This window comes from Caproiciproducens lactatisolvens (assembly GCF_052443335.1).
GTDB lineage: Bacteria > Bacillota > Clostridia > Oscillospirales > Acutalibacteraceae > Caproiciproducens.
This window is the reverse complement of sequence record NZ_CP195750.1, coordinates 3,146,888-3,171,729: the sequence shown is the minus strand read 5'-3', so window position 1 is coordinate 3,171,729 and position 24,842 is coordinate 3,146,888. Positions and strand designations below refer to the sequence as shown.

General features: G+C 54.1%; 23 protein-coding genes, 2 tRNA genes and 3 rRNA genes. 24 read left to right on the top strand and 4 right to left on the bottom strand.

The features are described from left to right. Positions 1–75 precede the first annotated feature (75 nt). Entirely contained in the window at positions 76–756 is a 681-nt protein-coding gene (gene sleB / locus ACRQV7_RS15645) for a spore cortex-lytic enzyme (protein WP_444658948.1), read from the bottom strand. Positions 757–1,235: 479 nt separating this feature from the next. On the opposite strand from sleB, the gene ACRQV7_RS15640 reads away from it, so the two are divergent. The 9 genes from ACRQV7_RS15640 (at position 1,236) to aroF (ending at position 11,284) form a co-directional block, all read left to right on the top strand. Continuing rightward, positions 1,236–2,797, top strand: a 16S ribosomal RNA gene (locus ACRQV7_RS15640). A 253-nt stretch (positions 2,798–3,050) separates the two neighbouring features. Beyond that, positions 3,051–3,126: transfer RNA gene (locus ACRQV7_RS15635), tRNA-Ala, on the top strand. 225 nt (positions 3,127–3,351) lie between these two features. Beyond that, positions 3,352–3,428: transfer RNA gene (locus ACRQV7_RS15630), tRNA-Ile, on the top strand. A 349-nt stretch (positions 3,429–3,777) separates the two neighbouring features. Continuing rightward, positions 3,778–6,609 (top strand): 23S ribosomal RNA (locus tag ACRQV7_RS15625). The 16S and 23S rRNA genes sit together here with 2 tRNA genes alongside, the layout of an rRNA operon. Positions 6,610–6,985: 376 nt before the next feature. Then, on the top strand, positions 6,986–7,435 hold the full coding sequence (locus ACRQV7_RS15620) for a hypothetical protein (RefSeq protein ID WP_444658947.1): 450 nt from the start codon (positions 6,986–6,988) through the stop codon (positions 7,433–7,435). Positions 7,436–7,475: 40 nt separating this feature from the next. Further along, positions 7,476–8,195 (top strand): ABC transporter ATP-binding protein, encoded by a 720-nt coding sequence (locus ACRQV7_RS15615; protein ID WP_275714654.1) that lies wholly within the window; start codon positions 7,476–7,478, stop codon positions 8,193–8,195. After that, positions 8,192–9,808, top strand: a complete 1,617-nt coding sequence (locus tag ACRQV7_RS15610; RefSeq protein ID WP_444658946.1) for a putative ABC exporter domain-containing protein — start codon at positions 8,192–8,194, stop codon at positions 9,806–9,808. Before ACRQV7_RS15615 ends, ACRQV7_RS15610 begins: the two co-directional genes overlap by 4 nt. Before the next feature lie 174 nt (positions 9,809–9,982). Then, positions 9,983–10,099 (top strand): 5S ribosomal RNA (gene rrf / locus ACRQV7_RS15605). A 168-nt stretch (positions 10,100–10,267) separates the two neighbouring features. Beyond that, positions 10,268–11,284 carry a 3-deoxy-7-phosphoheptulonate synthase gene (aroF, locus tag ACRQV7_RS15600; RefSeq protein ID WP_444658945.1) on the top strand — a complete coding sequence of 339 codons (1,017 nt, stop codon included), beginning with the start codon at positions 10,268–10,270 and terminating at the stop codon, positions 11,282–11,284. A 270-nt stretch (positions 11,285–11,554) separates the two neighbouring features. On the opposite strand, the gene ACRQV7_RS15595 is transcribed toward aroF, so the two are convergent. Beyond that, a complete protein-coding gene (locus ACRQV7_RS15595; protein WP_444658944.1) occupies positions 11,555–12,103 on the bottom strand; it encodes a biotin transporter BioY in 549 nt (182 codons plus the stop codon). A 349-nt stretch (positions 12,104–12,452) separates the two neighbouring features. Here ACRQV7_RS15595 and rplM point away from each other — a divergent pair, with 349 nt between their 5' ends. Together rplM and rpsI are read left to right on the top strand one after the other, a co-directional pair. Next, entirely contained in the window at positions 12,453–12,881 is a 429-nt protein-coding gene (gene rplM / locus ACRQV7_RS15590) for a 50S ribosomal protein L13 (RefSeq protein ID WP_275714647.1), read from the top strand. A 15-nt stretch (positions 12,882–12,896) separates the two neighbouring features. Next, positions 12,897–13,298, top strand: coding sequence for a 30S ribosomal protein S9 (rpsI, locus tag ACRQV7_RS15585; protein WP_275714645.1), 402 nt, complete (start codon positions 12,897–12,899; stop codon positions 13,296–13,298). A 155-nt stretch (positions 13,299–13,453) separates the two neighbouring features. Here rpsI and ACRQV7_RS15580 read toward each other — a convergent pair whose 3' ends face one another. Continuing rightward, positions 13,454–13,849 (bottom strand): pyridoxamine 5'-phosphate oxidase family protein, encoded by a 396-nt coding sequence (locus tag ACRQV7_RS15580; RefSeq protein WP_275714637.1) that lies wholly within the window; start codon positions 13,847–13,849, stop codon positions 13,454–13,456. Positions 13,850–13,964: 115 nt separating this feature from the next. Here ACRQV7_RS15580 and ACRQV7_RS15575 point away from each other — a divergent pair, with 115 nt between their 5' ends. The 10 genes from ACRQV7_RS15575 (at position 13,965) to ACRQV7_RS15530 (ending at position 21,755) form a co-directional block, all read left to right on the top strand. Then, the gene (locus ACRQV7_RS15575; protein ID WP_275714636.1) at positions 13,965–14,312 is read left to right on the top strand and encodes a winged helix-turn-helix transcriptional regulator; all 348 of its coding nucleotides are present in this window, start codon (positions 13,965–13,967) and stop codon (positions 14,310–14,312) included. A 10-nt stretch (positions 14,313–14,322) separates the two neighbouring features. Continuing rightward, on the top strand, positions 14,323–14,970 hold the full coding sequence (locus ACRQV7_RS15570; protein ID WP_444658943.1) for a pentapeptide repeat-containing protein: 648 nt from the start codon (positions 14,323–14,325) through the stop codon (positions 14,968–14,970). Positions 14,971–15,649: 679 nt separating this feature from the next. Then, positions 15,650–16,828, top strand: a complete 1,179-nt coding sequence (locus ACRQV7_RS15565) for a ubiquitin-like domain-containing protein (RefSeq protein ID WP_444658942.1) — start codon at positions 15,650–15,652, stop codon at positions 16,826–16,828. A gap of 160 nt (positions 16,829–16,988) precedes the next feature. Beyond that, positions 16,989–17,291 carry a hypothetical protein gene (locus ACRQV7_RS15560; protein WP_444658941.1) on the top strand — a complete coding sequence of 101 codons (303 nt, stop codon included), beginning with the start codon at positions 16,989–16,991 and terminating at the stop codon, positions 17,289–17,291. Between the two features lie 62 nt (positions 17,292–17,353). Next, on the top strand, positions 17,354–17,647 hold the full coding sequence (locus ACRQV7_RS15555) for a hypothetical protein (protein WP_444658940.1): 294 nt from the start codon (positions 17,354–17,356) through the stop codon (positions 17,645–17,647). Between the two features lie 220 nt (positions 17,648–17,867). Then, a complete protein-coding gene (gene rpe / locus ACRQV7_RS15550) occupies positions 17,868–18,512 on the top strand; it encodes a ribulose-phosphate 3-epimerase (RefSeq protein ID WP_444658939.1) in 645 nt (214 codons plus the stop codon). Positions 18,513–18,528: 16 nt separating this feature from the next. Further along, entirely contained in the window at positions 18,529–19,557 is a 1,029-nt protein-coding gene (locus ACRQV7_RS15545) for a 4Fe-4S dicluster domain-containing protein (RefSeq protein WP_444658938.1), read from the top strand. Then, positions 19,554–20,531: an RnfABCDGE type electron transport complex subunit D gene (locus ACRQV7_RS15540; RefSeq protein ID WP_444658937.1), complete on the top strand. Its 978-nt coding sequence runs from the start codon at positions 19,554–19,556 to the stop codon at positions 20,529–20,531. Before ACRQV7_RS15545 ends, ACRQV7_RS15540 begins: the two co-directional genes overlap by 4 nt. Further along, positions 20,521–21,168 (top strand): Rnf-Nqr domain containing protein, encoded by a 648-nt coding sequence (locus ACRQV7_RS15535; RefSeq protein ID WP_444658936.1) that lies wholly within the window; start codon positions 20,521–20,523, stop codon positions 21,166–21,168. Before ACRQV7_RS15540 ends, ACRQV7_RS15535 begins: the two co-directional genes overlap by 11 nt. Further along, entirely contained in the window at positions 21,165–21,755 is a 591-nt protein-coding gene (locus ACRQV7_RS15530) for an Rnf-Nqr domain containing protein (RefSeq protein WP_444658935.1), read from the top strand. Before ACRQV7_RS15535 ends, ACRQV7_RS15530 begins: the two co-directional genes overlap by 4 nt. Positions 21,756–21,838: 83 nt before the next feature. On the opposite strand, the gene ACRQV7_RS15525 is transcribed toward ACRQV7_RS15530, so the two are convergent. Then, a complete protein-coding gene (locus ACRQV7_RS15525; protein ID WP_444658934.1) occupies positions 21,839–22,291 on the bottom strand; it encodes a hypothetical protein in 453 nt (150 codons plus the stop codon). Positions 22,292–22,610: 319 nt separating this feature from the next. Between ACRQV7_RS15525 and ACRQV7_RS15520 the strand changes: the two genes are divergently transcribed. From ACRQV7_RS15520 to nusA, 3 genes are all read left to right on the top strand, one after another. Continuing rightward, on the top strand, positions 22,611–23,147 hold the full coding sequence (locus tag ACRQV7_RS15520; protein WP_275714623.1) for a stage V sporulation T C-terminal domain-containing protein: 537 nt from the start codon (positions 22,611–22,613) through the stop codon (positions 23,145–23,147). 123 nt (positions 23,148–23,270) lie between these two features. After that, entirely contained in the window at positions 23,271–23,771 is a 501-nt protein-coding gene (gene rimP, locus ACRQV7_RS15515) for a ribosome maturation factor RimP (protein WP_444658933.1), read from the top strand. After that, complete coding sequence (nusA, locus tag ACRQV7_RS15510; protein ID WP_275714620.1) at positions 23,768–24,826, top strand: transcription termination factor NusA; 1,059 nt, start codon at positions 23,768–23,770, stop codon at positions 24,824–24,826. Before rimP ends, nusA begins: the two co-directional genes overlap by 4 nt. Positions 24,827–24,842: the final 16 nt, after the last annotated feature.

The window sequence follows — 24,842 nt, the reverse complement described above, 5'->3', positions numbered from 1 at the left end:
ATACATAATAATAAAAATATTTGGCGCAGGACAATCAACTTGTTCTGCGCCAATGTTATCATGAAAAAAACCGGGTCAACTGCAAAAACGGTGGTCGCCGATGACCGTGATCACGGGGCGGGAAAAAATCCAGCTGCTGGTGGCTTTTGCGGGGTTATAATAATAGATCGCTCCGCCGGAAGGATCCCAGCCGTTGATCGCGTCGCGCGCGGCCTTGTAAGCCGTGTCGGAAATAGGGGCGTTGATGCCGCCGTCATTCAGGCAACTGAACGCGCCGGGCTGATAGATCACACCCGCCAGCGTATTGGGAAACGACGGATGTTCGATCCGGTTCAGGATTACGGCGGCGACCGCAACCTGTCCGGTATAGGGTTCCCCTCGCGACTCGGCGGATGTGACGCGGGCAAGCAGGGTGACGTCGTTGCTGCTGAAGCCTCCCTGTGCTCCGGCAGAACCTCCAAGCCCGAGCGCCGCCAGTGTTTTGGGGCCCGCGATCCCGTCGGCGGTCAGGCCCTTCGCCTTTTGAAAGCTGACAACGGCGCTTTTGGTCTGGCTGCCGAAAATCCCGTCGATCTTTCCTTTATAATAACCCTGATTGCTCAGCTTCGTCTGGATGCTTTTCACTTCTTCGCCCTGGGACCCCACCTTGGAAAGGGTCAGAACCGAGCCGCCTAAATTGGTGACGATTGAGATGACAAGAATATTTACCAGCACCACAACGATCATTGCCCAGACATATTTCAATTTATTTTCCATATTGAACACCTCTGTACAAATTTTTCCCTCACGTTGCTGTTTTATCCCGAGCGGACCGAAATATTGAAAGATTTACAAAAACAGCCCGGAAAACGCGAAAAAACAGGGGATAAATTTCTCTATTGACAGAAAAAAGACAAATGTTAAAAAAAAGTTAAAAAACTTCGGAAAAAGGGTTGACTTACGGGGATGTATTTGGTATTATAGTCAAGCGCCTTACGAAAGACGCGAAGCGCGAAAGCAAAGCCGAAGCGGCAGAAACACAGAGCGGAAGCGGAGTTTTCGACCAGGACCTTGAAAATTAAACAACGAGAGAATTAAGGAACCCGTAATGAACTTGAGAGTATGGAAGTACTTTCGGACGAAGTTGGTTGTCACTTTAAAAGACAACGAGAATACACGCTTAGTGTATCGTATTTAGAGCTATTCAAAAACTCTGAGTATTATGATATAAACGCCTTCGGGCGATTATATACAATATTTTAGAGAGTTTGATCCTGGCTCAGGACGAACGCTGGCGGCGTGCCTAACACATGCAAGTCGAACGGAATTAAGTTTAACACCGAACGTTTTGTTTGGTGGCGACGCCTTACCGAACGGTGGGTGTTGAGCTTAATTTAGTGGCGGACGGGTGAGTAACGCGTGAGTAACCTGCCTTTCAGAGGGGGATAACGTCTGGAAACGGACGCTAATACCGCATGACATATTTGGGCTGCATGGTCCGAATATCAAAGGAGCAATCCGCTGGAAGATGGACTCGCGTCCGATTAGCTTGTTGGTGGGGTAAAGGCCCACCAAGGCGACGATCGGTAGCCGGACTGAGAGGTTGAACGGCCACATTGGGACTGAGACACGGCCCAGACTCCTACGGGAGGCAGCAGTGGGGGATATTGCACAATGGAGGAAACTCTGATGCAGCAACGCCGCGTGAGGGAAGACGGTTTTCGGATTGTAAACCTCTGTCCTTGGTGACGAAACAAATGACGGTAGCCAAGGAGGAAGCTCCGGCTAACTACGTGCCAGCAGCCGCGGTAATACGTAGGGAGCAAGCGTTGTCCGGATTTACTGGGTGTAAAGGGTGCGTAGGCGGCTCTGCAAGTCAGGCGTGAAATATATGGGCTTAACCCATAGACTGCGTTTGAAACTGTGGAGCTTGAGTGAAGTAGAGGTAGGCGGAATTCCCGGTGTAGCGGTGAAATGCGTAGAGATCGGGAGGAACACCAGTGGCGAAGGCGGCTTACTGGGCTTTAACTGACGCTGAGGCACGAAAGCATGGGTAGCAAACAGGATTAGATACCCTGGTAGTCCATGCCGTAAACGATGATTACTAGGTGTGGGGGGTCTGACCCCTTCCGTGCCGGAGTTAACACAATAAGTAATCCACCTGGGGAGTACGGCCGCAAGGTTGAAACTCAAAGGAATTGACGGGGGCCCGCACAAGCAGTGGAGTATGTGGTTTAATTCGAAGCAACGCGAAGAACCTTACCAGGTCTTGACATCCAACTAACGAAGCAGAGATGCATCAGGTGCCCTTCGGGGAAAGTTGAGACAGGTGGTGCATGGTTGTCGTCAGCTCGTGTCGTGAGATGTTGGGTTAAGTCCCGCAACGAGCGCAACCCCTGTGATTAGTTGCTACGCAAGAGCACTCTAATCAGACTGCCGTTGACAAAACGGAGGAAGGTGGGGACGACGTCAAATCATCATGCCCTTTATGACCTGGGCTACACACGTACTACAATGGCTGTTAACAAAGGGAAGCAAGACCGCGAGGTGGAGCAAAACCTGAAAAACAGTCTCAGTTCGGATCGCAGGCTGCAACCCGCCTGCGTGAAGTTGGAATTGCTAGTAATCGCGGATCATCATGCCGCGGTGAATACGTTCCCGGGCCTTGTACACACCGCCCGTCACACCATGGGAGCCGGTAATACCCGAAGTCAGTAGCCCAACCGCAAGGGGGGCGCTGCCGAAGGTAGGATTGGCGACTGGGGTGAAGTCGTAACAAGGTAGCCGTATCGGAAGGTGCGGCTGGATCACCTCCTTTCTATGGAGACATGAGCAGCTGAAACAAGCTGGTCAGACATCCAAGGTCAGTTACGGAAGACGAAATTCGAATCGTTGTTTAATTTTGAAGGCCCCGGGCAGTGCCCGGTGACAATGGCCCGCCGCAGGAATGCAGCAGGAAATTGCCCCGGTGTGGCGGGACGGTAACAACCGGCTCCCGGCGCGGAACTGCAAGAGAGCTTTCAGAGAAGTGGAAACAAGGGTAGAACACCTGAGTGAAGCTACCTGTATATGGGGGTTTAGCTCAGCTGGGAGAGCGCCTGCTTTGCAAGCAGGAGGTCAACGGTTCGATCCCGTTAATCTCCACCAGCGGCGAGTCGCCGCAGACAATTCGCGGGTAAGATTTGATGGAAACGTCAGATCGGCGCACGCGGAAAGAACTGCGGAGTAAGATTTGCCAAAAAATCACGGAAGCGTGTTAAGGAACGCGTGCGGGAAGGCAAGAGATTGCCGAAAGCTGAAGCGTGACGAAGCACACTGCGTGTGCGGCTATATGGGCACAAGAATAACCGGATAGCCTCTGGCCAGAAATATGGGCTTATAGCTCAGCCGGTTAGAGCGCACGCCTGATAAGCGTGAGGTCGGTGGTTCGAGTCCACTTAAGCCCACCACGGGTAGCACCCGAGGCAAGGCCCGCCGTGTAACAACGGCAGGAAAGAATCGCGGTGCGGCGGGACAGTCGGAAGACGCTCCCGAAATCCCAAAGACAAATACATACGGTAGTTTGAATTCATTTCGGTGGAGGAAAGGGTATCGTGTGGCAAAGGCCGGCAGAAGGTGGAATCCGCGGCAGAACGGGTCTTTTGATCTGAGTGCTGTCCCGCGACGAAACGGCCTGCGGCCATGTACATTGAAAACTGAATAAAGAAGAAGCAGATATTAAGCGAGAAATAACTTGTTATTTTTAGATTTAAAATCTACAATTTCAAATTTTTAAAGAAGAACCAAGAAAAAACACATGGTCAAGCTACAAAGAGCGCAAGGGGAATGCCTTGGCACTGGGAGCCGAAGAAGGACGCGACTAACTGCGAAAAGCTATGGGGAGCCGTAAGTGGGCATTGATCCATAGATATCCGAATGGAGCAATCCAACTGGAGTCATGTCCAGTTATCATACACTGAATTCATAGGTGTATGAGGGGAACCGCCTGAACTGAAACATCTAAGTAGGGCGAGGAAAAGACATCAAATGAGATTCCGCTAGTAGTGGCGAGCGAACGCGGAAGAGGCCAAACCGGGAGTAGCAATACTCCCGGGGTTCGGACAGCAACATGGACGCTGGAATTTAGCAGAATGGCATGGGAAGGCCAACGAAACAGTGTGAGAGTCACGTATGCGAAAAAGGAAAGCGCTTAGCTGTATCCAGAGTACCGCCGGACACGTGAAACCCGGTGGGAATATGGGGGGACCACCCTCCAAGCCTAAATACTACCCAGTGACCGATAGTGAAGAGTACTGTGAAGGAAAGGTGAAAAGGACCCCGGAAGGGGAGTGAAAAAGAACCTGAAACCTTGTGCTTACAAGCACCGAGAGCCCGTCAAAGGGTGATCGGGTACCTTTTGTAGAATGGTCCGGCGAGTGAATGTAACTGGCAAGGTTAAGTCCTTAAGGGACGGAGCCGCAGGGAAACCGAGTCTGAACAGGGCGTATGAAGTCAGTTGTATTCGACCCGAAACCGGGTGACCTACCCATGTCCAGGTTGAAGTGGGGGTAAAACCCCATGGAGGACCGAACCGACTCCTGTTGAAATAGTAGCGGATGAGGTGTGGGTAGCGGAGAAATTCCAATCGAACCCGGAGATAGCTGGTTCTCTCCGAAATAGCTTTAGGGCTAGCCTCGTATTAGATTACCGGAGGTAAAGCACTGAATGGTCTAGGGGCCGAAAGGCTACTGAAACCTATCAAACTCAGAATGCCGGATAATTGATGTACGGGAGTCAGACAGCGTGAGATAAGTTTCGTTGTCAAAAGGGAAACAGCCCAGACCCACAGCTAAGGTCCCAAAATATGGTTAAGTGGAAAAGGATGTGGGGTTGCACAGACAACCAGGATGTTGGCTTAGAAGCAGCCACTCATTAAAAGAGTGCGTAATAGCTCACTGGTCGAGTGACCCTGCGCCGAAAATTTAACGGGGCTAAATCATATACCGAAGCTTGGGATTCCGCAAGGAATGGTAGGAGAGCGTTGAATAAGGGGTGAAGCCAGAGCGGAAGCGCTGGTGGACTTTATTCAAGTGAGAATGCCGGAATGAGTAGCGAGAAATGTGTGAGAATCATATTGGCCGAAAGTCTAAGGTTTTTGGAGGAAGGTTCGTCCGCTCCAAGTAAGCCGGGAGCTAAGGTGAGGCCGAGAGGCGTAGCCGATGCACATACGGTGGAAATTCCGTAGCCGCCAAAAGATTTAAGTAAGAGGACACCTGCAAAGGGCATAACCCGGGCGATGGTTGACCCGGGCGTAAGGGACCGAAATCAGAGTAGGGAAGTATGCTTAGCGCAGGGCGAGAAAAGTCTTACGGATATCTGAGGCGCCCGTACCGCAAACCGACACAGGTAGATAGGAAGAGAATTCCAAGGCCAACGGGAGAAGGGTAGTTAAGGAACTCGGCAAATTGACCCCGTAACTTAGGGAAAAGGGGTGCCACAGCAATGTGGCCGCAGAGAATAGGCCCAGGCGACTGTTTAGCAAAAACACAGGTCTCTGCCAAATCGCAAGATGAAGTATAGGGGCTGACACCTGCCCGGTGCTGGAAGGTTAAGAGGAGATGTGCAAGCATTGAATTGAAGCCCCAGTAAACGGCGGCCGTAACTATAACGGTCCTAAGGTAGCGAAATTCCTTGTCGGGTAAGTTCCGACCCGCACGAATGGTGTAACGATCTGGGCACTGTCTCAATTACCCGCCCGGCGAAATTGTAGTACCGGTGAAGATGCCGGTTACCCGCGACAAGACGGAAAGACCCCATGGAGCTTTACTGCAGTTTAATATTGGGTTTCGGTAATTTATGTACAGGATAGGTGGGAGACTGAGAAGCAAGGGCGCCAGCCTTTGCGGAGTCGCTGTTGGGATACCACTCTTAAGTTGCTGAAATTCTAACCTGCGGCCGTGAATCCGGCCGGGGGACATTGTTAGACGGGCAGTTTGACTGGGGCGGTCGCCTCCAAAAGAGTAACGGAGGCGCTCAAAGGTCAGCTCAGCACGGACGGAAACCGTGCTTTTGAGTGTAAACGCGTAAGCTGGCCTAACTGCGAGGGTGACGGCCCGAGCAGTAACGAAAGTTGGAGTTAGTGATCCGGCGGTATGAGAGTGGAATTGCCGTCGCTCAACGGATAAAAGCTACCCTGGGGATAACAGGCTGATCTCCCCCAAGAGTCCACATCGACGGGGAGGTTTGGCACCTCGATGTCGGCTCATCACATCCTGGGGCTGTATTCGGTCCCAAGGGTTCGGCTGTTCGCCGATTAAAGTGGTACGCGAGCTGGGTTCAGAACGTCGTGAGACAGTTCGGTCCCTATCTGTCGTGGGCGCAGGATATTTGAGGAGAGCTGTCCTTAGTACGAGAGGACCGGGATGGACGCACCGCTGGCGCACCAGTTGTCATGCCAATGGCACAGCTGGGCAACTATGTGCGGATCGGATAAACGCTGAAAGCATCTAAGCGTGAAGCCGGCTCCAAGATGAGATATCCCATAGCGTAAGCTAGTAAGGCCCCTTGAAGACTACAAGGTTGATAGGCTGCGTGTGTAAGTACGGTAACGTATTCAGCTTGGCAGTACTAATAGGCCGAGGGCTTGACCATATTTTTCTTGGCAACCCTCTATTTCTCACTCTGCTTCCCTCCCTTTATTCAGTTTTCAGTGTACAAAATATGTCTGAAAAAGAACATCAGCGTAAGCACTTGTTTTCCGGTTTGACCGCTGGAGGCGCGTGCTGGCTGCGAAGTCCGGATTTCAGTGTATAATATGTATAGAATATAAGACCTATCATTCAGATAGGTCTTTTTTTATATTCAATAATAAAATTATGAGCCTTATTTGCATGGTAATGATTTCCTCGCGGATATCAAAAGGAATATGGGGTTGACTTTTAGTGAATTTTCCCGTACCATTGTATTAATCTTTTAATACAGGCGAGAGGCGAAAACAGAGCGCCTATACGAACGGAGGATGGTGTCAGTGGCATCTGTCGGCGTTGGAGTCCTTTTTTTGATCATGATCGTCAGCCTGCTTGTGCTTGCCGCACGCGTGCTTTTTGCTTTGGCCGCCTACAATGACGCCTGCGCGAAAGCGAATTCGGACGCGCTGATGTGGGGCCTTCTGACCGGATTTTTGGGCCTGATTCCGGGCATTATATATCTTTGTATCCGAAATTCGTCAAGAAACTATATCGTGTGCCCCAACTGCGGTTTCAGACATTATTTTTATGACGCGGTCTGCCCGCGGTGCGGAGCGCCGAACCAACCCCAACAGAACAGAAATCCGCTGGCGGGAGAGCAGGCCCGCCGCGCAAAGCTTTTCCTTACCATCGCCGTTGCGCTGACGGGCGTGGCCATTCTTGCCGTTATTGTGTGCGTGGTTTTTGTGGTGAGCATCTCTTCCTTCGGAGGGAATGCCTTTTATTATTAACGAACAGATAGAATCGCGAATAGAAGCTTGGAGGACAGCAATGCTTGAAGTTTTAGACTTAACAAAGAAATACAGAAATACATTGGCGAACGACCATCTGAATTTTCGGGTGGATCCGGGCGAAATCGCGGTAATGATCGGCCCCAACGGCGCGGGGAAATCAACGGCGATCAAATGTATCGCGGGGCTGCTGCGCTTTAACGGGAATATCGCCGTCTGCGGATATCCGAATAAAACTGTGGAGGCAAAGCGAAATTTCGGCTATATTCCGGAAATACCGGCGCCGATTGAAACGCTGACTGTCTACGAGCATCTGGAATTCATCGCGCGTGCGTATAAGGTGGAGGACTGGAAGGAGAAAGCCAGGACGCTGCTGGAACGCATGGAGCTGGACGATAAGCGCAAGAAGCTGGGCAAGGAGCTGAGCAAGGGAATGCAGCAGAAGCTCAGCATCTGCTGCGCGCTGCTCCCGGAGCCAAAGGTGGTCCTGATGGACGAGCCTTTGATCGGATTGGACCCCCACGCGATCAAGGAGCTGAAAACCATGCTGACGGAGCTGCGGGAAAAAGGCTGTGCCATTCTGGTCAGCACGCACATGCTGGACAGTGTGCGGGACTTTTGGGATAAAGCCCTGATTATGATGGACGGAAAAATCGCCGCGGTCCGCACCCGCGCGGAAATAGAAAGCACCGGCGAGGATCTGGAACAGCTGTTCTTCTCCATTACGGAAGGCGCGCAGACGGGTGGGGACGCGCGATGAGAGCGATACTGTATTTGATCCGGAAGGAAATCAAAAACGCCGTGATTGACCTGCTGCACCACCCGGCAAGACTGATTCTGTATCTGTTTCTGGCGGTAATTCTGGGGCTCAACTTATTAAATGGAACGGAACGGGAAGTCCGCGCGCCCGGCAGCTACCTGGACATCGGGATCCTGCACGGGGTTTATTTTGCCATCCTCTTTTTGATTACGGTACCCAGCGTGCTGAGCGGGCTGAAAAGCGGGGCTACGTTTTTCAGAATGTCCGATGTGAATTTCCTGTTCGTCTCGCCTGTTTCCCCTAAAAAAATCCTTGCCTACGGCCTTGTCAAGCAGATGGCCTCCAGCATCTTTATGATGATTTTTCTGATGTTTTACGCCGGAATGGCGATTAACCTGTTCGGGATTACGGTCTGGCAGATGGTCGCGCTGGTGGCCGGGATCGCGCTGATGGTGTTCACCATTCAGCTGATTACCCTTTTGGTTTACAGCTACTCGAGCGGCTGCCCGGAGCGCACAGGATGGATTAAAACGGTGCTGTACGCGGAAATCGCGATGATGGCGGCGTTTGCCCTGAGCAATTTTTGGTTCCACGGCGCCAGCCAGCAGTCGCTTTTCGCCGCGCTGGCCTCGCCGTATCTGGAATTCGCGCCGGTTGTCGGATGGATCAAGGGCATGGTGTTCGCCATCATGAACGGGGATACCATGCGCGCCGCCGTATTCGCGGCTTTGAACGCGGCAGCGGTTGCGGGGAGCATCCTTCTGTTCGCCAAAAGCGATTCGGATTATTATGAGGATGTGCTCCAGACCACCGAAAGCACGTTTGAATTGAAGCAGTCGATGAAAAACGGAAAGTCGGCGGGAATCCGCGGCCTGAACACCCAGCCCCGTAGGGTGACGGATACCGGCATCTGGCACGGTTGGGGAGCCAGCGTCTTTTTCTTCAAGCATATCCGTGAAATGAAACGCAAAAACCGTATCCCGCTCCTCCGTACCACCAGCATCGTGCTGCTGGTGATCAATGTGATTCTGGCGCTCGTGCTCAGGGCGATCACCGCCGGAGAGGGGGACGACGGGATGCCCGGCGGCATGATTCTGGCGATCGCGCTGAGCATGAGCAGCTATATCCAGTTCTTCTTCAATGCTGCCGGCGACTGGACGCTGGAGCTGATGAAGCCGTATATTTACCTGGTACCGGAAAAACCGTTCGCAAAGCTGTTCTGGGCCAGCCTGACGACGCTTCTGACGCCGGTTGTGGACGGTGTGATCATTTTTTCCGTGCTCGGCGTCATGCTGCGCGCAAACCCGGTTACCGCGATCGTCTGCACACTGCTTTATGCTTCCATGGGCTTTATTTATACCGCGGGGAATGTCCTTTCCCAGCGGATATTCGGCCAGCTGGTGAACAAGGGGCTGCTGATGTTCGCCTACATGCTGATGTTGATTGTCCTTCTGCTGCCGGGAGCGGGAATCAGCCTTGCGCTTTATCTCCTTGTTGAAAATATCCCACTGACGCTGCTGGGGCTGCCGGTTTTTATCAGCAATGTGCTGGTATCCGTCGGGATTTTCGCCGCCTGCCGCAATATGCTGAGTTCCGCCGAAATGAACAGTTAAGCTTGCAAAAGACTTAAAAATCCGTGTTTTCGGTGTATAAGAACCGAAAAAGCTGTCCAAAATAGGATCGAGTTTACTCCCATGTAACAAAAAATTAAATTATTTTTAAAAAACACTTGCATTTTGTCGGAGATGGTGGTATTATTATCAAGTCGTCGCGAGAACTGAAAAAAAGTTGGTGCTGATGACGGTGAGGGTCCACCCGTTCCCATCCCGAACACGGAAGTTAAGCTCACTGGTGCCGAAGATACTTGGCTGGCAACGGCCCGGGACAATAGGAAGGTGCCAACATGATAAAGCAGTCACCCAATAGGGTGGCTGTTTTTTTATGCTCCGGGGATTCCGGGCTTGCAATTTTCTCGGAAAAAAGGTATAATAAATTTAACAGTTTAAAGCATAAAGTTATGAAAGCGTATTGCGGAAAGAATTTCCATAACGCGGAAAAAAGGGTATGAAATCATGATTATTGTAATGAAAAACGGGTCCACGAAACAGGACGTGGATAGAGTCATAGAGGCCTTAAAAGAGCATGGCCTTGGCGCGAACCTTTCCACCGGTTCCCAGGCGACGATCGTCGGCGTCCTTGGCGATAAGGCGAAGCTCGGCGGATTTGACTTTGAGCTGATGGACTGCGTTGAAAAATGCGTCCCCATCATGCATTCCTACAAGCTGGCCAGCCGGGAGATGTGCCCGGACGGACGAGTGGTACAGGTTGGGGAAGAGGTCATCGGCAGGAAGAAGCTGGTGATGATGGCCGGTCCCTGCGCGGTGGAAAACGAGGACCAGATCACACAGGCGGCCGTCGGCGTAAAGGAGGCGGGCGCCCGTTTCCTGCGCGGCGGCGCATACAAGCCCAGAACTTCCCCCTATTCGTTTCAGGGAATGGAGGAGGAGGGCCTGAAGCTGATGCGGAAGGCTGCGGACGCCTGCGGGCTGAAGGTGGTCAGCGAGATCGTGGCGCACGACCAGATCGACACCGCGGGAAAATACTGCGATATGCTGCAGATCGGCGCGCGGAACATGCAGAACTTCCGCCTGCTGCGCGAAGTGGGCCGCTCTAAAATCCCCGTGCTGCTCAAACGCGGCATTTCCTCGACCGTGGAGGAATGGCTGGACGCCGCGGAGTACATTATGAGCGAGGGAAATTACAATGTTGTGCTTTGCGAGCGCGGCATCCGCACCTTTGAGACCGCGACGCGCAATACGCTGGATGTTTCCGCCGTGCCGGTGGTCAAGGAGCGCAGCAGCCTGCCGATTATTATCGACCCGTCCCACGCGGCGGGAAAATCAAAGTATATTACGTCCCTGTCGCTCGCGGGAATCGCCGCGGGCGCCGACGGGCTGATTATCGAGGTGCATCCCAACCCCAAGGCCGCGATGAGCGACGCCGCACAGCAGCTCACCCCGGAGGCCTACGCCGCCCTGTTTCAGAAGGTGGGCGCGCTCGCGCAGGTCATAGGAAGGGAAATGCAATAGCAGTTTTAAGAGGCCGAGTGATTCGGTCTCTTTTTTATAATAAGTTAATCTTTATGCTTCGGATAAATCCGTAGTGAAAAAAAGCCCTATCCGAAGAAAAGGGCTTTATAACGGGTCTATTCCGCCCACGCGCCGGGCGGGTCCGCGTCGGAAGGAGTTCCTTCGGAAGCGTATCGCCGCAATTCAACAGATAACTGTCTGAGGGCATCGGGCGCGTCCCGACCGGTAGGTCCGCTTGCCGACCGCATGGTCCAAAAGCGGGACAAACTGTTATACAGTTTGTATTAGGTTTGATTTTGTCAACGCTTTGTTGATCGCCGGGACGAGTAAAACAGCGGCGGCGACCTTGACCAGATCGAAAAGCACGAACGGAAAAACCGTGGCGGAAAGGGATTTAAGCCAGCTGACGTGCCCTGCGAACACGTAGAACAGGGAGCCGCACAGATAGCACACGACAAGGGCGGAAAGCATGGCCGGGACGCAGGAGGCAAGCGTCTTTTTCTTCAGGAACTCCAGAATCCACGCGGTCAGAAAGGCCATCAGCGGATAAGCGATGAGGAATCCGCCCGTTGGCCCGAAAAGCACGCCCGGGCCGCCTTTGAACCCGGCAAATACCGGCAGGCCGACGGCGCCGATCAGAAGATAGACCAGCTGGGAGTATACGGCGTACCGCTTCGGCAGAATCGCGCCGGAAAGATAGACCGGCAGAAGGGAAAGCGACAGCGGAACCGGGGTGAAGGACAGCGGAAGGATCAGCTGCGCGAACAGAATGGTAAGCGCGGTAAACAATGCGGTCAAAGTCAGTTGTTTTGTTTTCATAAGCATCTCCCGTATCAATTCATTTGTTTTCAGTATAGGCAGAATTTGTTGTATTGTCAACCTGAAATTTAACTATATGGTTGACAATATAGGTAAAAATGCACCTGAAAAGTGAAATGACGGGGGAGTGACAACGAGAAACAGGCCAAAAACAGGTGAAAACAGGAGGAAACCATCAACTAAATTAAAATAATCGCATTTTGCTCTTGACACGGCGGCTTTCCTGTGGTAGTATCATACATGCAATTCCTTTGCGCCGTTTTTCGGCGCGCTTTTTTAAGAAAGGCAGCCCTGCCAAAAGGGCGGGGTTTTGTGATATTTTCAGATAAAAATTCAGGAGGTATAAGCTATGTCCACCTATATGCCGAAGGCCGGCGAAGTTGAGCGCAAGTGGTATGTGCTCGACGCAGCAGGCAAACCGCTGGGCCGCGTCGCCAAACAGGCCGCCGTTCTGCTCCGCGGAAAACACAAAGTAACCTTTGCTCCGCACGTTGACTGCGGCGACCATGTGATCATCATCAACTGCAAAGACGCCGTGCTGACCGGAAAGAAACCGGAAAAGAAATATTATTATCACCACACCGGTTATATCGGACATTTAAAGGCTGTCAGATACGACACCCTTATGAGTGAAAAGCCCTGCAAAGCAATGGAGCTTGCCGTAAAAGGCATGATCCCCAGCACCACGATCGGCCGTGCCGCCATGACCAGACTTCGTCTGTTTGAAGGCGCGGAACACATTCACGCTGCTCAGAAGCCGCAGGCTTGGGAACTGTAAGGGAGGAGGATTAATATGTACGAGAAAGCACCATATTTCTATGGAACCGGCAGAAGAAAAAGCTCCGTTGCCCGCGTAAGGGTTTACCAGGGCACCGGTAAAGTGACCATCAACGACAGGAACATCGACGATTATTTCGGACTTGAGACCCTCAAGCTGATTGTCCGTCAGCCGTTGGTTCTTACCAATACAAATGAGAAATTCGACGTTGTTTGCCGCGTAGCCGGCGGCGGCGTAACCGGCCAGGCCGGCGCAATCCGCCACGGCATTGCCAGAGCGCTGCTCCAGTATGATTCCGAGAATCTGCGTCCTGTTCTGAAGAAGGCCGGGTTCCTGACCCGCGACCCGAGAATGAAGGAGCGCAAGAAGTACGGCCTCAAAGCAGCCCGCCGCGCACCCCAGTTCTCAAAGAGATAATTTTTCCGATTTTACCCGCACGGCGTTGTATCCGTGCGGGTTTTCTCTGTTTCAAGGGGTTCGGCCCGGTCGGATCAAAAATGTCCCCGCAGACAAACTGCGGGGACATTTTTGATTCCTGTCATTTGGCCTTAATACGGCCCGTGGAGGTACGGTTAAAGCCGGACGGTTCTGGATTCGCCCTTCATATTGCTGAAAGTGGCTTCCGCTTCATCAATGAAAAAAACCTCAAAAATACCGTCGTCAATCTGATATAGATTGGAAAGGTAAGGCGCCGCCGCCAGCGCGGCCTGCTTGCTTTCCCTGCTGGTGCAGAAAACCGCCTTCCCCCTCAGGCGCAGCCATTCGCTGTCCTTGTTGGTTGTTGAGATTTCAATATGGGGGTTTTCCTTCATCTGTTTATAAACATTTTTACGGTTGTTGGTGCAGAAGCAGAGCTTCCCGTCGTATTTCATGACAAACCCGAAAGGGCGGACTTTGGGAACGCTGCCTTCCACCGTGGCGAGGTAAAAGGTGGGATTTTCGGTTAAAAATTGAAGAATTTCGTCCATAATCATTGCTCCTTTTTGTTTCTGTATGATATTATTATAAAATAAAGAATGAATCATGCAAGTATGCAGATTTCTATGACTAAGGAAGAATTTTCTGAGTATAGGGGGAAACGGGATGGAAAAGGAAGAAAGGATTGGGCAATGCCCGGTCACGTATGCCCTGCAGCTGATCGGCGGAAAATGGAAGCTTCCGATTCTGTGGGCGCTCAGCTGCAAGGGCGTTTTAAGGTACAATGAACTGAAACGGTGCGTCTGCGGAATCACCAACATGATGCTGTCGCAGTCCCTGAAGGAACTGGAAGGAAGCGGGCTGGTACGACGGGTTCAGTACATGGAAATACCGCCGCACGTGGAATATTCCCTGAGCCGGTCGGGAGAGAGCCTGATGCCGGCGCTGAACGAGCTGGCCGCCTGGGGAACGGAGCAAATGAATATTGCAGGGACAAAAAATTCACAGGAGTGAAGAAAACGAAATGATAAAAACGGAAGAACCAAAGCTCTCGGAGCAGTTGACGGAATCGGGAAATCTGAAAGAAGCCGTTTGGCAGGCACAGGAGGAAGAACGGGACGTGAAAGGCTACCACTTCCGGAACGCGGTGCAAAACGGCACGGCGGCCTGCGGCGCCGACATTCTGAAGTGTTTTTTCGAAAACTGCCGTCTGGCGGAAAGCGGGTTTGGCAACCAGTATTTTGCGGATGTTGTTTTCAGCGGCTGCGATCTTTCCAATGCCGACTTTTCCAGGTGCCTGCTGCGCAGGGTACGGTTTGAGAACTGCAAGATGCTGGGCGTCAATTTTTCAGAGTCGTCTTTTGAAAGCGTCACCATAGAAAAATGCATCTGTACCTATGGGAATTTATCCTCGGTGAAAATGAAAGGCTGCCTCTTTGCGGAAAGCGACTTTTCAAACGCGAGTTTTCAGCTGTGCGCCTTCAAGTCGGTCGGGTTCCAGAGATGCGATCTGACCCGGTCGGAATTTCTTCACGCGCCGCTCAAAGGGATCGATTTTACAACCTGTGAAATCGCGGGAATCCTGCTCTCCGGGCCGGAGCTGCAGGGGGCGGCCGTCACTGCGGTACAGGCCTGCGACCTGTCGAGATATTTAGGATTGATTGTACGGTAAAGGGGCTCCGGATGACCGGAGTCCTTTTTCATTATATATAGCATTTTTCCGGCAGAGTTCGCGCTCTTTTTGGACGGCCTTCATATACTATATATAGTGTGGTTGCGTTGTGTCTTTCGGCGCCGGATCCAGGCAGCGAAAATAAACGAAAACCGGTTTTTCAGGCCTGGACCGCTCCTCGGCGAAAAGGCGGAATTGTATCAAAAACGACAGGTTTTGAAACACTGTTCACAATAGCCAAAAACTCAGGCGCAGAGCCGCTGATTTTAACCGATCGTTCAGAAAAACGGTGAAAAAGCGGCGAAAAAACCCAATCCTTTACAGTGTAAACAATGCTGTAATATTTGTAACAAGTTTGTAACTTTGATTTTCTTGCATTTTGCACAGAAAAGAGTTTCTTTGAAAGCGCAAGAAAAGGAATATTTGTGCGGACGCAGAAAATTAAGGCGGAATTTCCGAATATTCGCTGGAAAGGCTTTGTGCAATATCTACAAATTTGCGACCGATGATAATTTGACAATTATGCATTAGGTGAATATAATTACGCCATTAGATAGATGCTCTAAAAACTGACGCTCGGCAAGGTGGTGGGCAAGGCCCATATTTACCCCGCCGAAGCAGGGAAAAGGGTGAACAAATGCAATTTTTCACACGAAATACGGCCTGGCTGCAAAACTCGATGAAAAGAGCAGCTGCTCTGGCTATGATGATTGTGATTACAGTCAGTTCCGTGATCACGGTGGCGGCGGTAACGCGCAACGCAGTGGTCGATTATAACGGAGAAAAGAGATCCGTACAGCTGTACAGTGATGGGACAGATGAAATTCTTGCCGCGGCAAATGTCAAGCCCGGCGAAAACGATATTGTTGAACGTAGCCCCGAACCGACCCCGGACGGGAAAATCCTCATCACTGTGAGAACCGCGTTTCAGGCGGATGTCAGCGCGGACGGCGATGTAAAAACCGTTACGCTGCACTACGGCGATACGGTGGCAAAGGCGCTTTCTACGGCGGCGGTAACGCTGAAAGCAAACGATGTGGTTACTCCGGAGCCGGCTGAAAAGCTTACGCCGGAAACGGACATCCAGGTAAAAAGAAAATTTACCGTCAGCATGACCGCGGACGGGCAGACGAAATCCGTGCTCGTCGGCGAAGGCACAGTCGCCCAGGCGCTTGAGGAAGCCGGGGTTTCGCTCGGCGCGGAAGACATTGTCAATGTGGAGAGGAACGCCCCGGTCAGCGAGGGAATGAAGATTTCCGTCTCAAGGGTGACCTATAAGGAAGTTACCAGCATCCAGCCGGTCGCGTTCAAAAACAAAAACGAAAGCAGCGCCGGCCTTTATAAAGGGCAGATCAAGGTCAAGACTTCCGGCAAAGCCGGCAGCCAGTCCGTGGTTACCCGCCAGAAGCTGGTGGAAGGAAAAGTTGCCGCCAGCGAGGTCGTCAGCGCCACCGTGCTGGAACAGCCGGTCGATCAGGTGACTCTGGTCGGGACAAAGAAAAAAGCGGCGGGCGCCGCTGTGATCAACGGCAACGGAACGATCACCGACCAGAACGGAAAGACCATTTCCTATAAGAAATGCGTTTCCGGAAAATGCACCGGCTACACCGGCGGGGGAAGAACCTCGACCGGGCGGGCGGCGGCGTTCGGCCTGGTTGCGGTCAATCCGAAGATCATCCCCTACGGCAGCAGGCTTTATATCTGTTCCCCGGACGGCAAGGTCGTTTACGGTTACGCCATTGCGGCGGATACCGGCGGCGGGGTAATGGACGGACGCATTGTCGCCGACCTGTACTTCAACACGGTCGGGCAGTGCCGGCAGTTCGGAAACCGTAAAATGAATATTTATGTTCTGTAATACAGGGAGCGGGGGAAACCCCGCTCCTTTTGCTGTCCCGCGGATGTCCCCGCGCAAAACTTTTTGAAAAAGAAAGCTTGCATTCAATAGAACATATGTGTTATTATAAGGACAACAAGTAGAACATATGAACGATTTTTGGGGCCGGGGGGATAAAACGATGAATCTTTTAACGGGAACGATCATGCTGCTGGCGGCGGGCATCATGGCCAAAAAATTCAGGCCGCGGACCGAGTCCGGCCGTGCGCTGCTGGGGATGACCGCGGCGATGGGGATGATTTCTCTTCTCTCCGGTGAGGGGAACTGGCTGTTCCAAACCGTCCAGTTTGTTCTGCAGGCCGTCGTGGCCTTCTGCTGCTTTTTGCAGCTCAGGCGGGAAGCCGCCGTGCGCCGCCGCCGGATGCACAGGCATCCCCAGCATGCACAGGGCCGGCTGCGCAGGGCCGAGAAAACCTGCGCGTAGCGATTGACAGAAGTCCCGATTCATATTATGATAGAATATCATAACAGCGGGGAGCGGTTGATTTGCCTTACGTATATGCGGCGATGTGGGTTGCTGCCGGCTTGATCCTGATTTTCCGGATGAGCCGGGAAAACCGTGTTTTTTACGCGCTGGGCGCGTTCTTTCTCCTGCTGGGCGGATGGTGGTTTGCGGACGCCGCCTTCGGGGTCAACCCGTTTGCCGGGGCCTGGGGCTGGGTGCTGCGCGGGCTTACCGCGGCGGCGCTGGTGCTTGCCTGTGTGGTCTATTACAGGGAAAGCAGGAAAAGCGGGGGAGACGTCCCCGGGGACGACCCTTCCGGCCACGATGAGAAATAGCGGAAAAAGCTTCGCGGACGCGGAGCTTTTTTACTGCCAAAATGCGAATTCATGCATACAATAGAGTGCGGGGCAAATATTGAAACCGCTTTATTATAGATCGTCTGCCGGGAATCCGTTCCCGGCAGGCACTATAAAGTTTGAGGGAACCGGTTCTGAAAACGTTGAAAAAACAATTTATTTAGGGTAGAATAAAGGAAAAAGCAATGGAGGAATCAATATGCTAATAGCACCTTCGGTGCTTTCCTCGGATTTTTCACAGCTTGGAAATGAAGTAAGGAGAATGGACCTCTGCGGCGCGGACTGGATCCATCTGGATGTAATGGATGGGCATTTTGTGCCAAACCTGACTTTCGGTGCGCCGGTGATCAGGGCCGTGCGCGGATTTACGGAGAAACCTTTTGACGTGCATCTGATGATCGATGAACCGCTCCGGTATGTCCCTGATTTTATAGACGCCGGAGCGGATATCATTACTTTTCATATAGAATCGCAGTCCGACACGGAAAAAACGCTGGAAGCCATCCGCGCGGGCGGCGCAAAGCCGGCGCTGTCCGTGAAGCCCGGCACTCCCGCGCAGGCGCTGTTCCCGTATCTGGACAAGCTGTACATGGTGCTTGTCATGACGGTGGAGCCGGGGTTCGGCGGCCAGAGCTTTATGGAGGACATGATGGAAAAGATCCGGGTCCTGAAAGCCCGCAGGCCGGAGCTGCTGATTCAGGTGGACGGCGGAATCAATCCTTCCACCATCCGGACGGCCGCACGGGCGGGCGCGGATGTGTGCGTGGCGGGGACAAGCGTATTCAAGGCGGAGGATGCCGCACAGGCGATCAGGGATCTGAAAGCGGCGGCCGGGCAAAAATAGAAACGGGGGTGGCGGCGTGATACTGCAGCGCGGCGTAAAGCTGGAGCAGCAAAAATCAGCTTCGCTGAGACATAAAATAAAGGATATTCCCGTTCCGGAGGGCATTGAGGAGCCGAGGCCGCTTCCGCCGCGGAAAGGGAAGCTTGACGCCGGCGGGATTATCGCCGCCGCCGAGGCCGCCGGGATCGTCGACGAGTTCGACGGCGCGGCGCTGGACAAGAAGCTGAGGCGGCTGCGCCGCCTGAAACCGGATATGCTCGTGGCCTGCTGCTTTGACGAGGACCCCTGTACGACAAGCGCCATGGCGGCGCTGCGGGAAAATACGCACGCGATGATCGCCGGGCTGGTGCTTGCCGCGCGGGCGTGCGGCGCGGCGGAGAACAAAATCGCCGTGGCGACTTCCCGGGAGGCGCGCGTGATCCGGAAAATCAACCCGCAGGCGGATCTGATCGTTGCGGGCGAACGGTACCCGGCGCGGGTGCTCTTGAAACGGAAGCTGTACGCCTCCGGGAAAAACGCCGCGTACGTCGGCGCGCAGGCGCTCCTGGCGCTGACCGCCGCCGTGGACGAAGACGAGCCCCAGGGCTTTACCGTGGTGACGGTGGCGGGCGACGGGGTGGACCGCTGGCGGAACCTGCGGGTGCGTATCGGCACGCCGCTGAAATTTCTGCTGGACGCCTGCGAAGCGAGCGAAAAGACGAAGGTGGTCATCACCGGTTCTTCCGTTACGGGAAAAGCCGTCACCGACCTGTCCGAGCCGGTCACGGCGGCAACGCGCTGTGTGATCGCGCTGAGAAAGCCCCCCAGGAACAAGACCTATCCCTGCATCGGCTGTGAGAAATGCGAGCGGGCGTGCCCGCGCGGCATTGTGCCGTGGAAGGTCCTGAGAGAGATACAAAGCGCCAGTCCGGACCCTGTCAGGATGCTGAACGTGCAGAAATGCATCGGCTGTTCGGCCTGCGCCGTCGCCTGCCCTTCCGGAATCGATCTGCGCGCCGCCATTTCGAAGGCGGCGGCCTATAAGAAAAGCGGTGACTTCGATTGACGTTAAATGAAGCGAGAGCTCCTTTTGTAAAAAGCGAAGCCTCCGTAGCATCCATGATGCGCGACGTGCTGTTCGCGCTTGCCATGCTGCTCGTTCTGCCCGTGGTGCACTACGGGCCGCGCCCGCTCATGATGGCGGGCGTGACCATGCTGGCCTGTGCGGTCTGCGAGATCGCGTTCAGCCTGATCCAGACAAAGAGCATCAGCCTTTCCGACGGGTCCTCCCTTGTCACGGGAATGATGATCACCATGCTGATGCCGCTCAGCGCTCCCCTGTGGCTGCCCTGTGCGGCGGCCGCCTTTGCGATTCTGGCCGCGAAGATGCCGTTCGGCTCCATCGGGCATACGCCGTTTAATCCGGCGGCGTCCGGCGTCGCCTTTGCCGTGCTGTGCTGGCCGAAGGAGATGTTTTCCTATTTCGATCCGGCGGCCGCTCAGACGATTCCTCCGTATCAGGATTTTACCGCGGTGCTGGCCCCTTCGCCAGCCGCCGTTTTAAAAAGCGGGCTGAAGCCGGGCATCCTGCCGCTCGACATGCTGTGGGGCGTGTTTCCTGGCCCGCTGGGAACGACCGGAATTCTGGTGATCTGCGCCTGCGGGCTTTTCCTGTTCCTGAAACGCACGGCAAGGTGGGAGATCACGGTTTCGTTTTTGGCCGCCGCCGTGCTGATCGCGGCGTTTTTTCCCAGAATTGCGTGCAGCCCGATGACCTCTGTGAAGTACGAACTGATGTCGGGATCCCTGCTTTTCTGTTCCGTGTTCATGGTCACCGACCCGGTGACCGCCCCGCACAGGATACCGGGACGCATTTTTTACGGCGCCTTTGCCGGTTTTCTGGTAATGATGTTCCGCCGCTTCGGCGCGTTTGAACAGGGGGCCGTCTTCGCCGTCATCATTGCCAACGCCGCCGCCCCGCAGATTGATTCTCTGCTGCTGGGGGCGCTGAGACTGGGGGAGGAACCGTATGACGAATAAGAAAACTCTGCTGCGCGAAACGGGCATGATCTTTTTGAACGGGGCGTTTTTCAAAAATCCCGTTCTGGTAGGCGCGCTCGGGCTTTACCCCGTTGTTGCGGGCGGCTACAATATGAGGAACGCCGTTGAGCTGTCCCTCCTGTTCCTTTTTCTGACCCTGCCGCTGTCCCTTTTGCTCTGTCTGGTGGGGGAAATGATGCCCCTGTGGATCCGTCCGGGGCTGGTCCTGACGGTTTCCGCGGTTCTGTATCTGCCCGCCGCGTGGCTGACGGAAAAGCTGCTCCCCGGGTCGGTGACCGCCCTGGGCATGTTCGCCGCTCTGATGATCGGCAACTCCATGATCCTTTCCCGCGCGAACGATTACGCGCCCACCCATATCGGCTGGGCGGTGGCCGCGGACGCCCTGGGGTGTTCCGCCGGCTTTGCCGCGGTCATCTGCCTGAGCGCCGCCATCCGGGAGCTCTGGCTCAAGGGAAGCCTGTGGCACACCAACATGGGGGTGTACGGCACCGCCGACGCGGGCGTTTCCCTGCCGTTTTTCGGCTTCATCCTGCTGGGTTTTTTCGCCGCGTTCGTCCAGTGGGTAAATGAAAAGCGCGGTAAAAAAGGCGGTAGAAGGAGGGTGCCCCGCATATGAACACCTTTGTACAGATGCTTTTGACCGCGCTTCTGGCGGTAAGCACGGAAAATATCCTGTTTGCCGGGGGCATCGGGTTCAGCCGCGTGCTCCGCGCGGGGCGCAGGCCGAAGATGCTCGGAATGTATTCTGCCTTCGTGGCGGTTTTTACGCTGATTTCCATGGCCGCGGCTTATTTTCTCAGCCCGCTGCTTGCGGGCAGCCAGACGCTGATTGTCCTACGGCCGGCCCTGCTGGCTTTTTGCAGCGCGGCCGCCTATCTGATCGTGGCGTTTGTCCTGAAAACCTTTTCCGTACGGTTTTACAGAAAATACGGGCAGATTCTGGCTCCGGCGGCAATGAATACGGTCGTGCTCTCCATGCCGTATGTGCTGAAAAGCCTGAAGCTCGCTTTGCCGGACGCCGTCGGCTTTGCCCTCGGCACGGGCGCGGCGTTCTTTCTGGCCGCCCTCGTTTTTTCCCATACGCCGGAAATCTGCAGGAACCCGGATATGCCCAAAGCGTTCAGCGGGCTGCCCGCCGTGCTGATCTACGTTGGGATTCTGTCCATGGCCTTCGCGGGCTTTACCGGCGGAAAGCTGTTTTAGATTTGTTATGTTCAACACATCAAAAAAGCTCCCCTGACAAGCGCTGTGTCCGCGTCTGTCAGGGGAGCCTTTTTAAAGCAGGTTCAGTATTTGATCGCGCTGAAAAAGTCGTCGATCTGGTTTTTATAGGTTGTGGTCGCCTTGCCGTACACAATGGTTTTATTCATCCGCACCAGAATGTGGTTCAGCTCGCCGTTTACAAGGGTGTATTTATTATAGGAGGAGGAGTCGACGTTCTTCGCGTCGCCGTCCGTGCCGGAGGTAATGCTCGACTTGAGGTTCGTGTACATCTCCGTCGCGGTGCTTTCCGAGGAGAAGGAAAGGAACGCCAGCTCCGTGCCGGTCTCGCTTTTGACCGCGCTCAGGTATTTTTCCGCGTTTGCATTCGCGGAGGAATCCGTCACCGTAAACCCGGCCGCTTCCGCCTGCTTTTTAAATTCGTCCGCCGTAACCGGCGTGCGCGCCGAACAGCCCGTGAGCGCGAACAGAGCCGCCGCCGCAAGAACCGCGGCACATAATTTTATCAGTTTTTTCAATGTAAAACCTCCATTTATTCAGGAAAACTTAATATGATTTATTATAGTACGGGTTCCTTCCGTTTACAAGTATTACCGTATTTTCCCGAAAGATAAACACAGGCCCGTCGATAAATCCGCGCAAGCGCGAATTTGCGGGAAGCAAAAGAATTTTATTTGACGCTGCCGCAGAGGAAAAAGTGGGGATTTCCAGCGGGCTGTGCGGCCCGCGGGAGCAAAAAGAAAAAATTTTCCCAAAATCATCCTTGTCAAATCCTGCATAGCAAAGAGATTCCTGCGGATAATAAGCACAGACAACACCGCACAGGAGGTAATAAAATTGAAAGCCACAGGAATAGTCAGAAGAATTGATGATTTAGGCCGCGTTGTCATCCCAAAGGAGATACGCCGCACGCTTCGCATACGCGAAGGCGACGCGCTTGAAATTTTTACCGATACGCAGGGAGGGGTCATTTTTAAGAAATACTCGCCCGTGGGCGAGCTCTCCACCTTCGCCGGGCAGTACGCGGATGTGCTGAGCAAAGCGATCAACGCGCCTGCCATTATCTGTGACCGCGACCATGTCGTCGCGGCGGCCGGCGTTTCGCGCAAGGAATTTCTGGAGCGCCGCGTAACCCCCGAGCTTGAGGAATGCATGCAGAGCCGCACGAACTTTATCAGCAAGGGAAAGTCCGCGTTCCGGCCCGTGGAGGGTGTGGACAGGACGGCGGAAGTCGTTTATCCCATCATCGCTTCCAGCGATGTGACCGGAGCGGTGGTCCTGCTCGGAAACGACGGAGACGAGGTTCCCACGGAAAGTGAAACCAAGCTCGCGCAGGTCGCGGCATCCTTCTTGGGAAAACAGATGGAGGAATAAGCGCATTATTCACTTTTCCCCTTGCATTCGCAGTTTTGTTGTGATATTATAAATAAGTAATATTATGAAGGATGAAAGAGTGGGGCGACCCGCTCTTTTGTTTGTATTATGAGGTGAACAGGGTTGGCTTATAAGAAAAAGAACGGAAATACCGTCGAAGCGGTATGGAAGCTTGCCGCGCCGATCGCGGCCGGGCTGGGGCTTTCCGTCTGGGACGTCCGCTTCCTGAAAGAGGGAGCCGACTGGTTTCTGAGGATTTTTATTGACAAAAAGGGTGGCGTGGGCATTGAGGACTGTGAAAAAATGAGCCGCGCGATCAACGGCCCGCTTGACGAACTTGACCCGATCGACCGGTCGTACTGTCTGGAGGTCTCCTCCCCGGGGATTGACCGGGAGCTTGTGCGCGAGGAGCATTTTCAGGCGTTCCTGGGTTCCGTGGTGCGTGTGAAGCTGATCCGTCCCCTGGAGGACGGGCGGCGCGAGCTGACCGCCGTACTGGAAGATTATCGGGAGAATACCATGGTCCTTCAAACGGAGGAAGGAGTAACGATTTCACTGGCCGCCAGGGATGCCTCGTCGGTGCGGCTGGTGGATGATGATATTGTTGGAGGTATTGAGGAATGAACAGCGAAGTTTTCGAGGCCCTTGCTCTGTTGGAAAAAGAAAGGGGCATTCCGGTCGACTTTATGCTCGACAGGATCAAAAAGGCGATTGTCACAGCCTGCAAAAACAGCTACGGCAACGAGGACTGTGTGATAAACATGGATCCGGCGAAAGGGACGTTCGAAGTTTATCTGCGCAAGACCGTCGTTGAGGACATAAGCGACCAGGGAAAAGAAATTCTGTTGGAGGACGCGCGCAAAATCGACCCGAAAACGGACATCGGCGAAGTGGTCGGCGTTCAGCTGAACACCAAGGAATTCGGGCGCATCGCGGCGCAGACCGCCCGCAACATCATCCGGCAGGGCATCCGCGACGGCGAGCGCGGCCAGATGATGCAGGAGTTCCAGAGCAAGCATCAGGAGCTGGTCAGCGCTTTGGTGGAGCGGGTCGACCCCCGCACGGGCGCGGCGACGCTGATGATCGGCAAGGCCGAAGCCATTCTGCCCAAGAGCGAACAGGTCGGCGACGAAAAGCTGACGGAGGGCGACCACATCAAGGTGTACGTGGTCGACGTCAAGGAAACCGAGAAGGGCCCGCGCGCTATGATCAGCCGCGTCCACCCCGATCTGGTCAAGAGATTGTTTGAAACCGAGGTGCCGGAGATCTACGACGGCACGGTGGAGATAAAAGCGGTTTCCCGCGAAGCGGGGTCCCGCACAAAAATCGCGGTCCTGAGCCATAATCCGGACGTCGACGCCGTCGGCGCCTGCATCGGCTCCCGCGGCGCGCGCGTTTCCAATATCGTAAACGAGCTGGGCGGCGAAAAGATCGACATTGTGGAGTACAGCGAGGACCCGGCGCAGTTTATCGCCTCCGCGCTGTCGCCCGCGGACGTCCTTTCCGTCACCCCGGCGCAGGACGGCTCCCACGCCTGCCGCGTGACCGTGCCGGACAGCCAGCTCTCCCTCGCGATCGGCAACAAGGGGCAGAACGCCCGCCTTGCCGCCAAGCTGACCGGCTGGAAGATAGATATCAAGCCGGAAAGCGGCTTCTTCGGCGAGGAAGAGCAGAAGTAAATTCTTTTTGAACAGG

What these genes read in the sequence shown, in the direction of transcription:
- sleB (WP_444658948.1), bottom strand. Translation starts at nt 756, where the DNA reads ATGGAAAATAAATTGAAATATGTCTGGGCAATGATCGTTGTGGTGCTG.
- ACRQV7_RS15615 (WP_275714654.1), top strand. Translation starts at nt 7,476, where the DNA reads ATGCTTGAAGTTTTAGACTTAACAAAGAAATACAGAAATACATTGGCG.
- ACRQV7_RS15610 (WP_444658946.1), top strand. Translation starts at nt 8,192, where the DNA reads ATGAGAGCGATACTGTATTTGATCCGGAAGGAAATCAAAAACGCCGTG.
- aroF (WP_444658945.1), top strand. Translation starts at nt 10,268, where the DNA reads ATGATTATTGTAATGAAAAACGGGTCCACGAAACAGGACGTGGATAGA.
- ACRQV7_RS15595 (WP_444658944.1), bottom strand. Translation starts at nt 12,103, where the DNA reads ATGAAAACAAAACAACTGACTTTGACCGCATTGTTTACCGCGCTTACC.
- rplM (WP_275714647.1), top strand. Translation starts at nt 12,453, where the DNA reads ATGTCCACCTATATGCCGAAGGCCGGCGAAGTTGAGCGCAAGTGGTAT.
- rpsI (WP_275714645.1), top strand. Translation starts at nt 12,897, where the DNA reads ATGTACGAGAAAGCACCATATTTCTATGGAACCGGCAGAAGAAAAAGC.
- ACRQV7_RS15580 (WP_275714637.1), bottom strand. Translation starts at nt 13,849, where the DNA reads ATGGACGAAATTCTTCAATTTTTAACCGAAAATCCCACCTTTTACCTC.
- ACRQV7_RS15575 (WP_275714636.1), top strand. Translation starts at nt 13,965, where the DNA reads ATGGAAAAGGAAGAAAGGATTGGGCAATGCCCGGTCACGTATGCCCTG.
- ACRQV7_RS15570 (WP_444658943.1), top strand. Translation starts at nt 14,323, where the DNA reads ATGATAAAAACGGAAGAACCAAAGCTCTCGGAGCAGTTGACGGAATCG.
- ACRQV7_RS15565 (WP_444658942.1), top strand. Translation starts at nt 15,650, where the DNA reads ATGAAAAGAGCAGCTGCTCTGGCTATGATGATTGTGATTACAGTCAGT.
- ACRQV7_RS15560 (WP_444658941.1), top strand. Translation starts at nt 16,989, where the DNA reads ATGAATCTTTTAACGGGAACGATCATGCTGCTGGCGGCGGGCATCATG.
- rpe (WP_444658939.1), top strand. Translation starts at nt 17,868, where the DNA reads ATGCTAATAGCACCTTCGGTGCTTTCCTCGGATTTTTCACAGCTTGGA.
- ACRQV7_RS15535 (WP_444658936.1), top strand. Translation starts at nt 20,521, where the DNA reads ATGACGAATAAGAAAACTCTGCTGCGCGAAACGGGCATGATCTTTTTG.
- ACRQV7_RS15530 (WP_444658935.1), top strand. Translation starts at nt 21,165, where the DNA reads ATGAACACCTTTGTACAGATGCTTTTGACCGCGCTTCTGGCGGTAAGC.
- nusA (WP_275714620.1), top strand. Translation starts at nt 23,768, where the DNA reads ATGAACAGCGAAGTTTTCGAGGCCCTTGCTCTGTTGGAAAAAGAAAGG.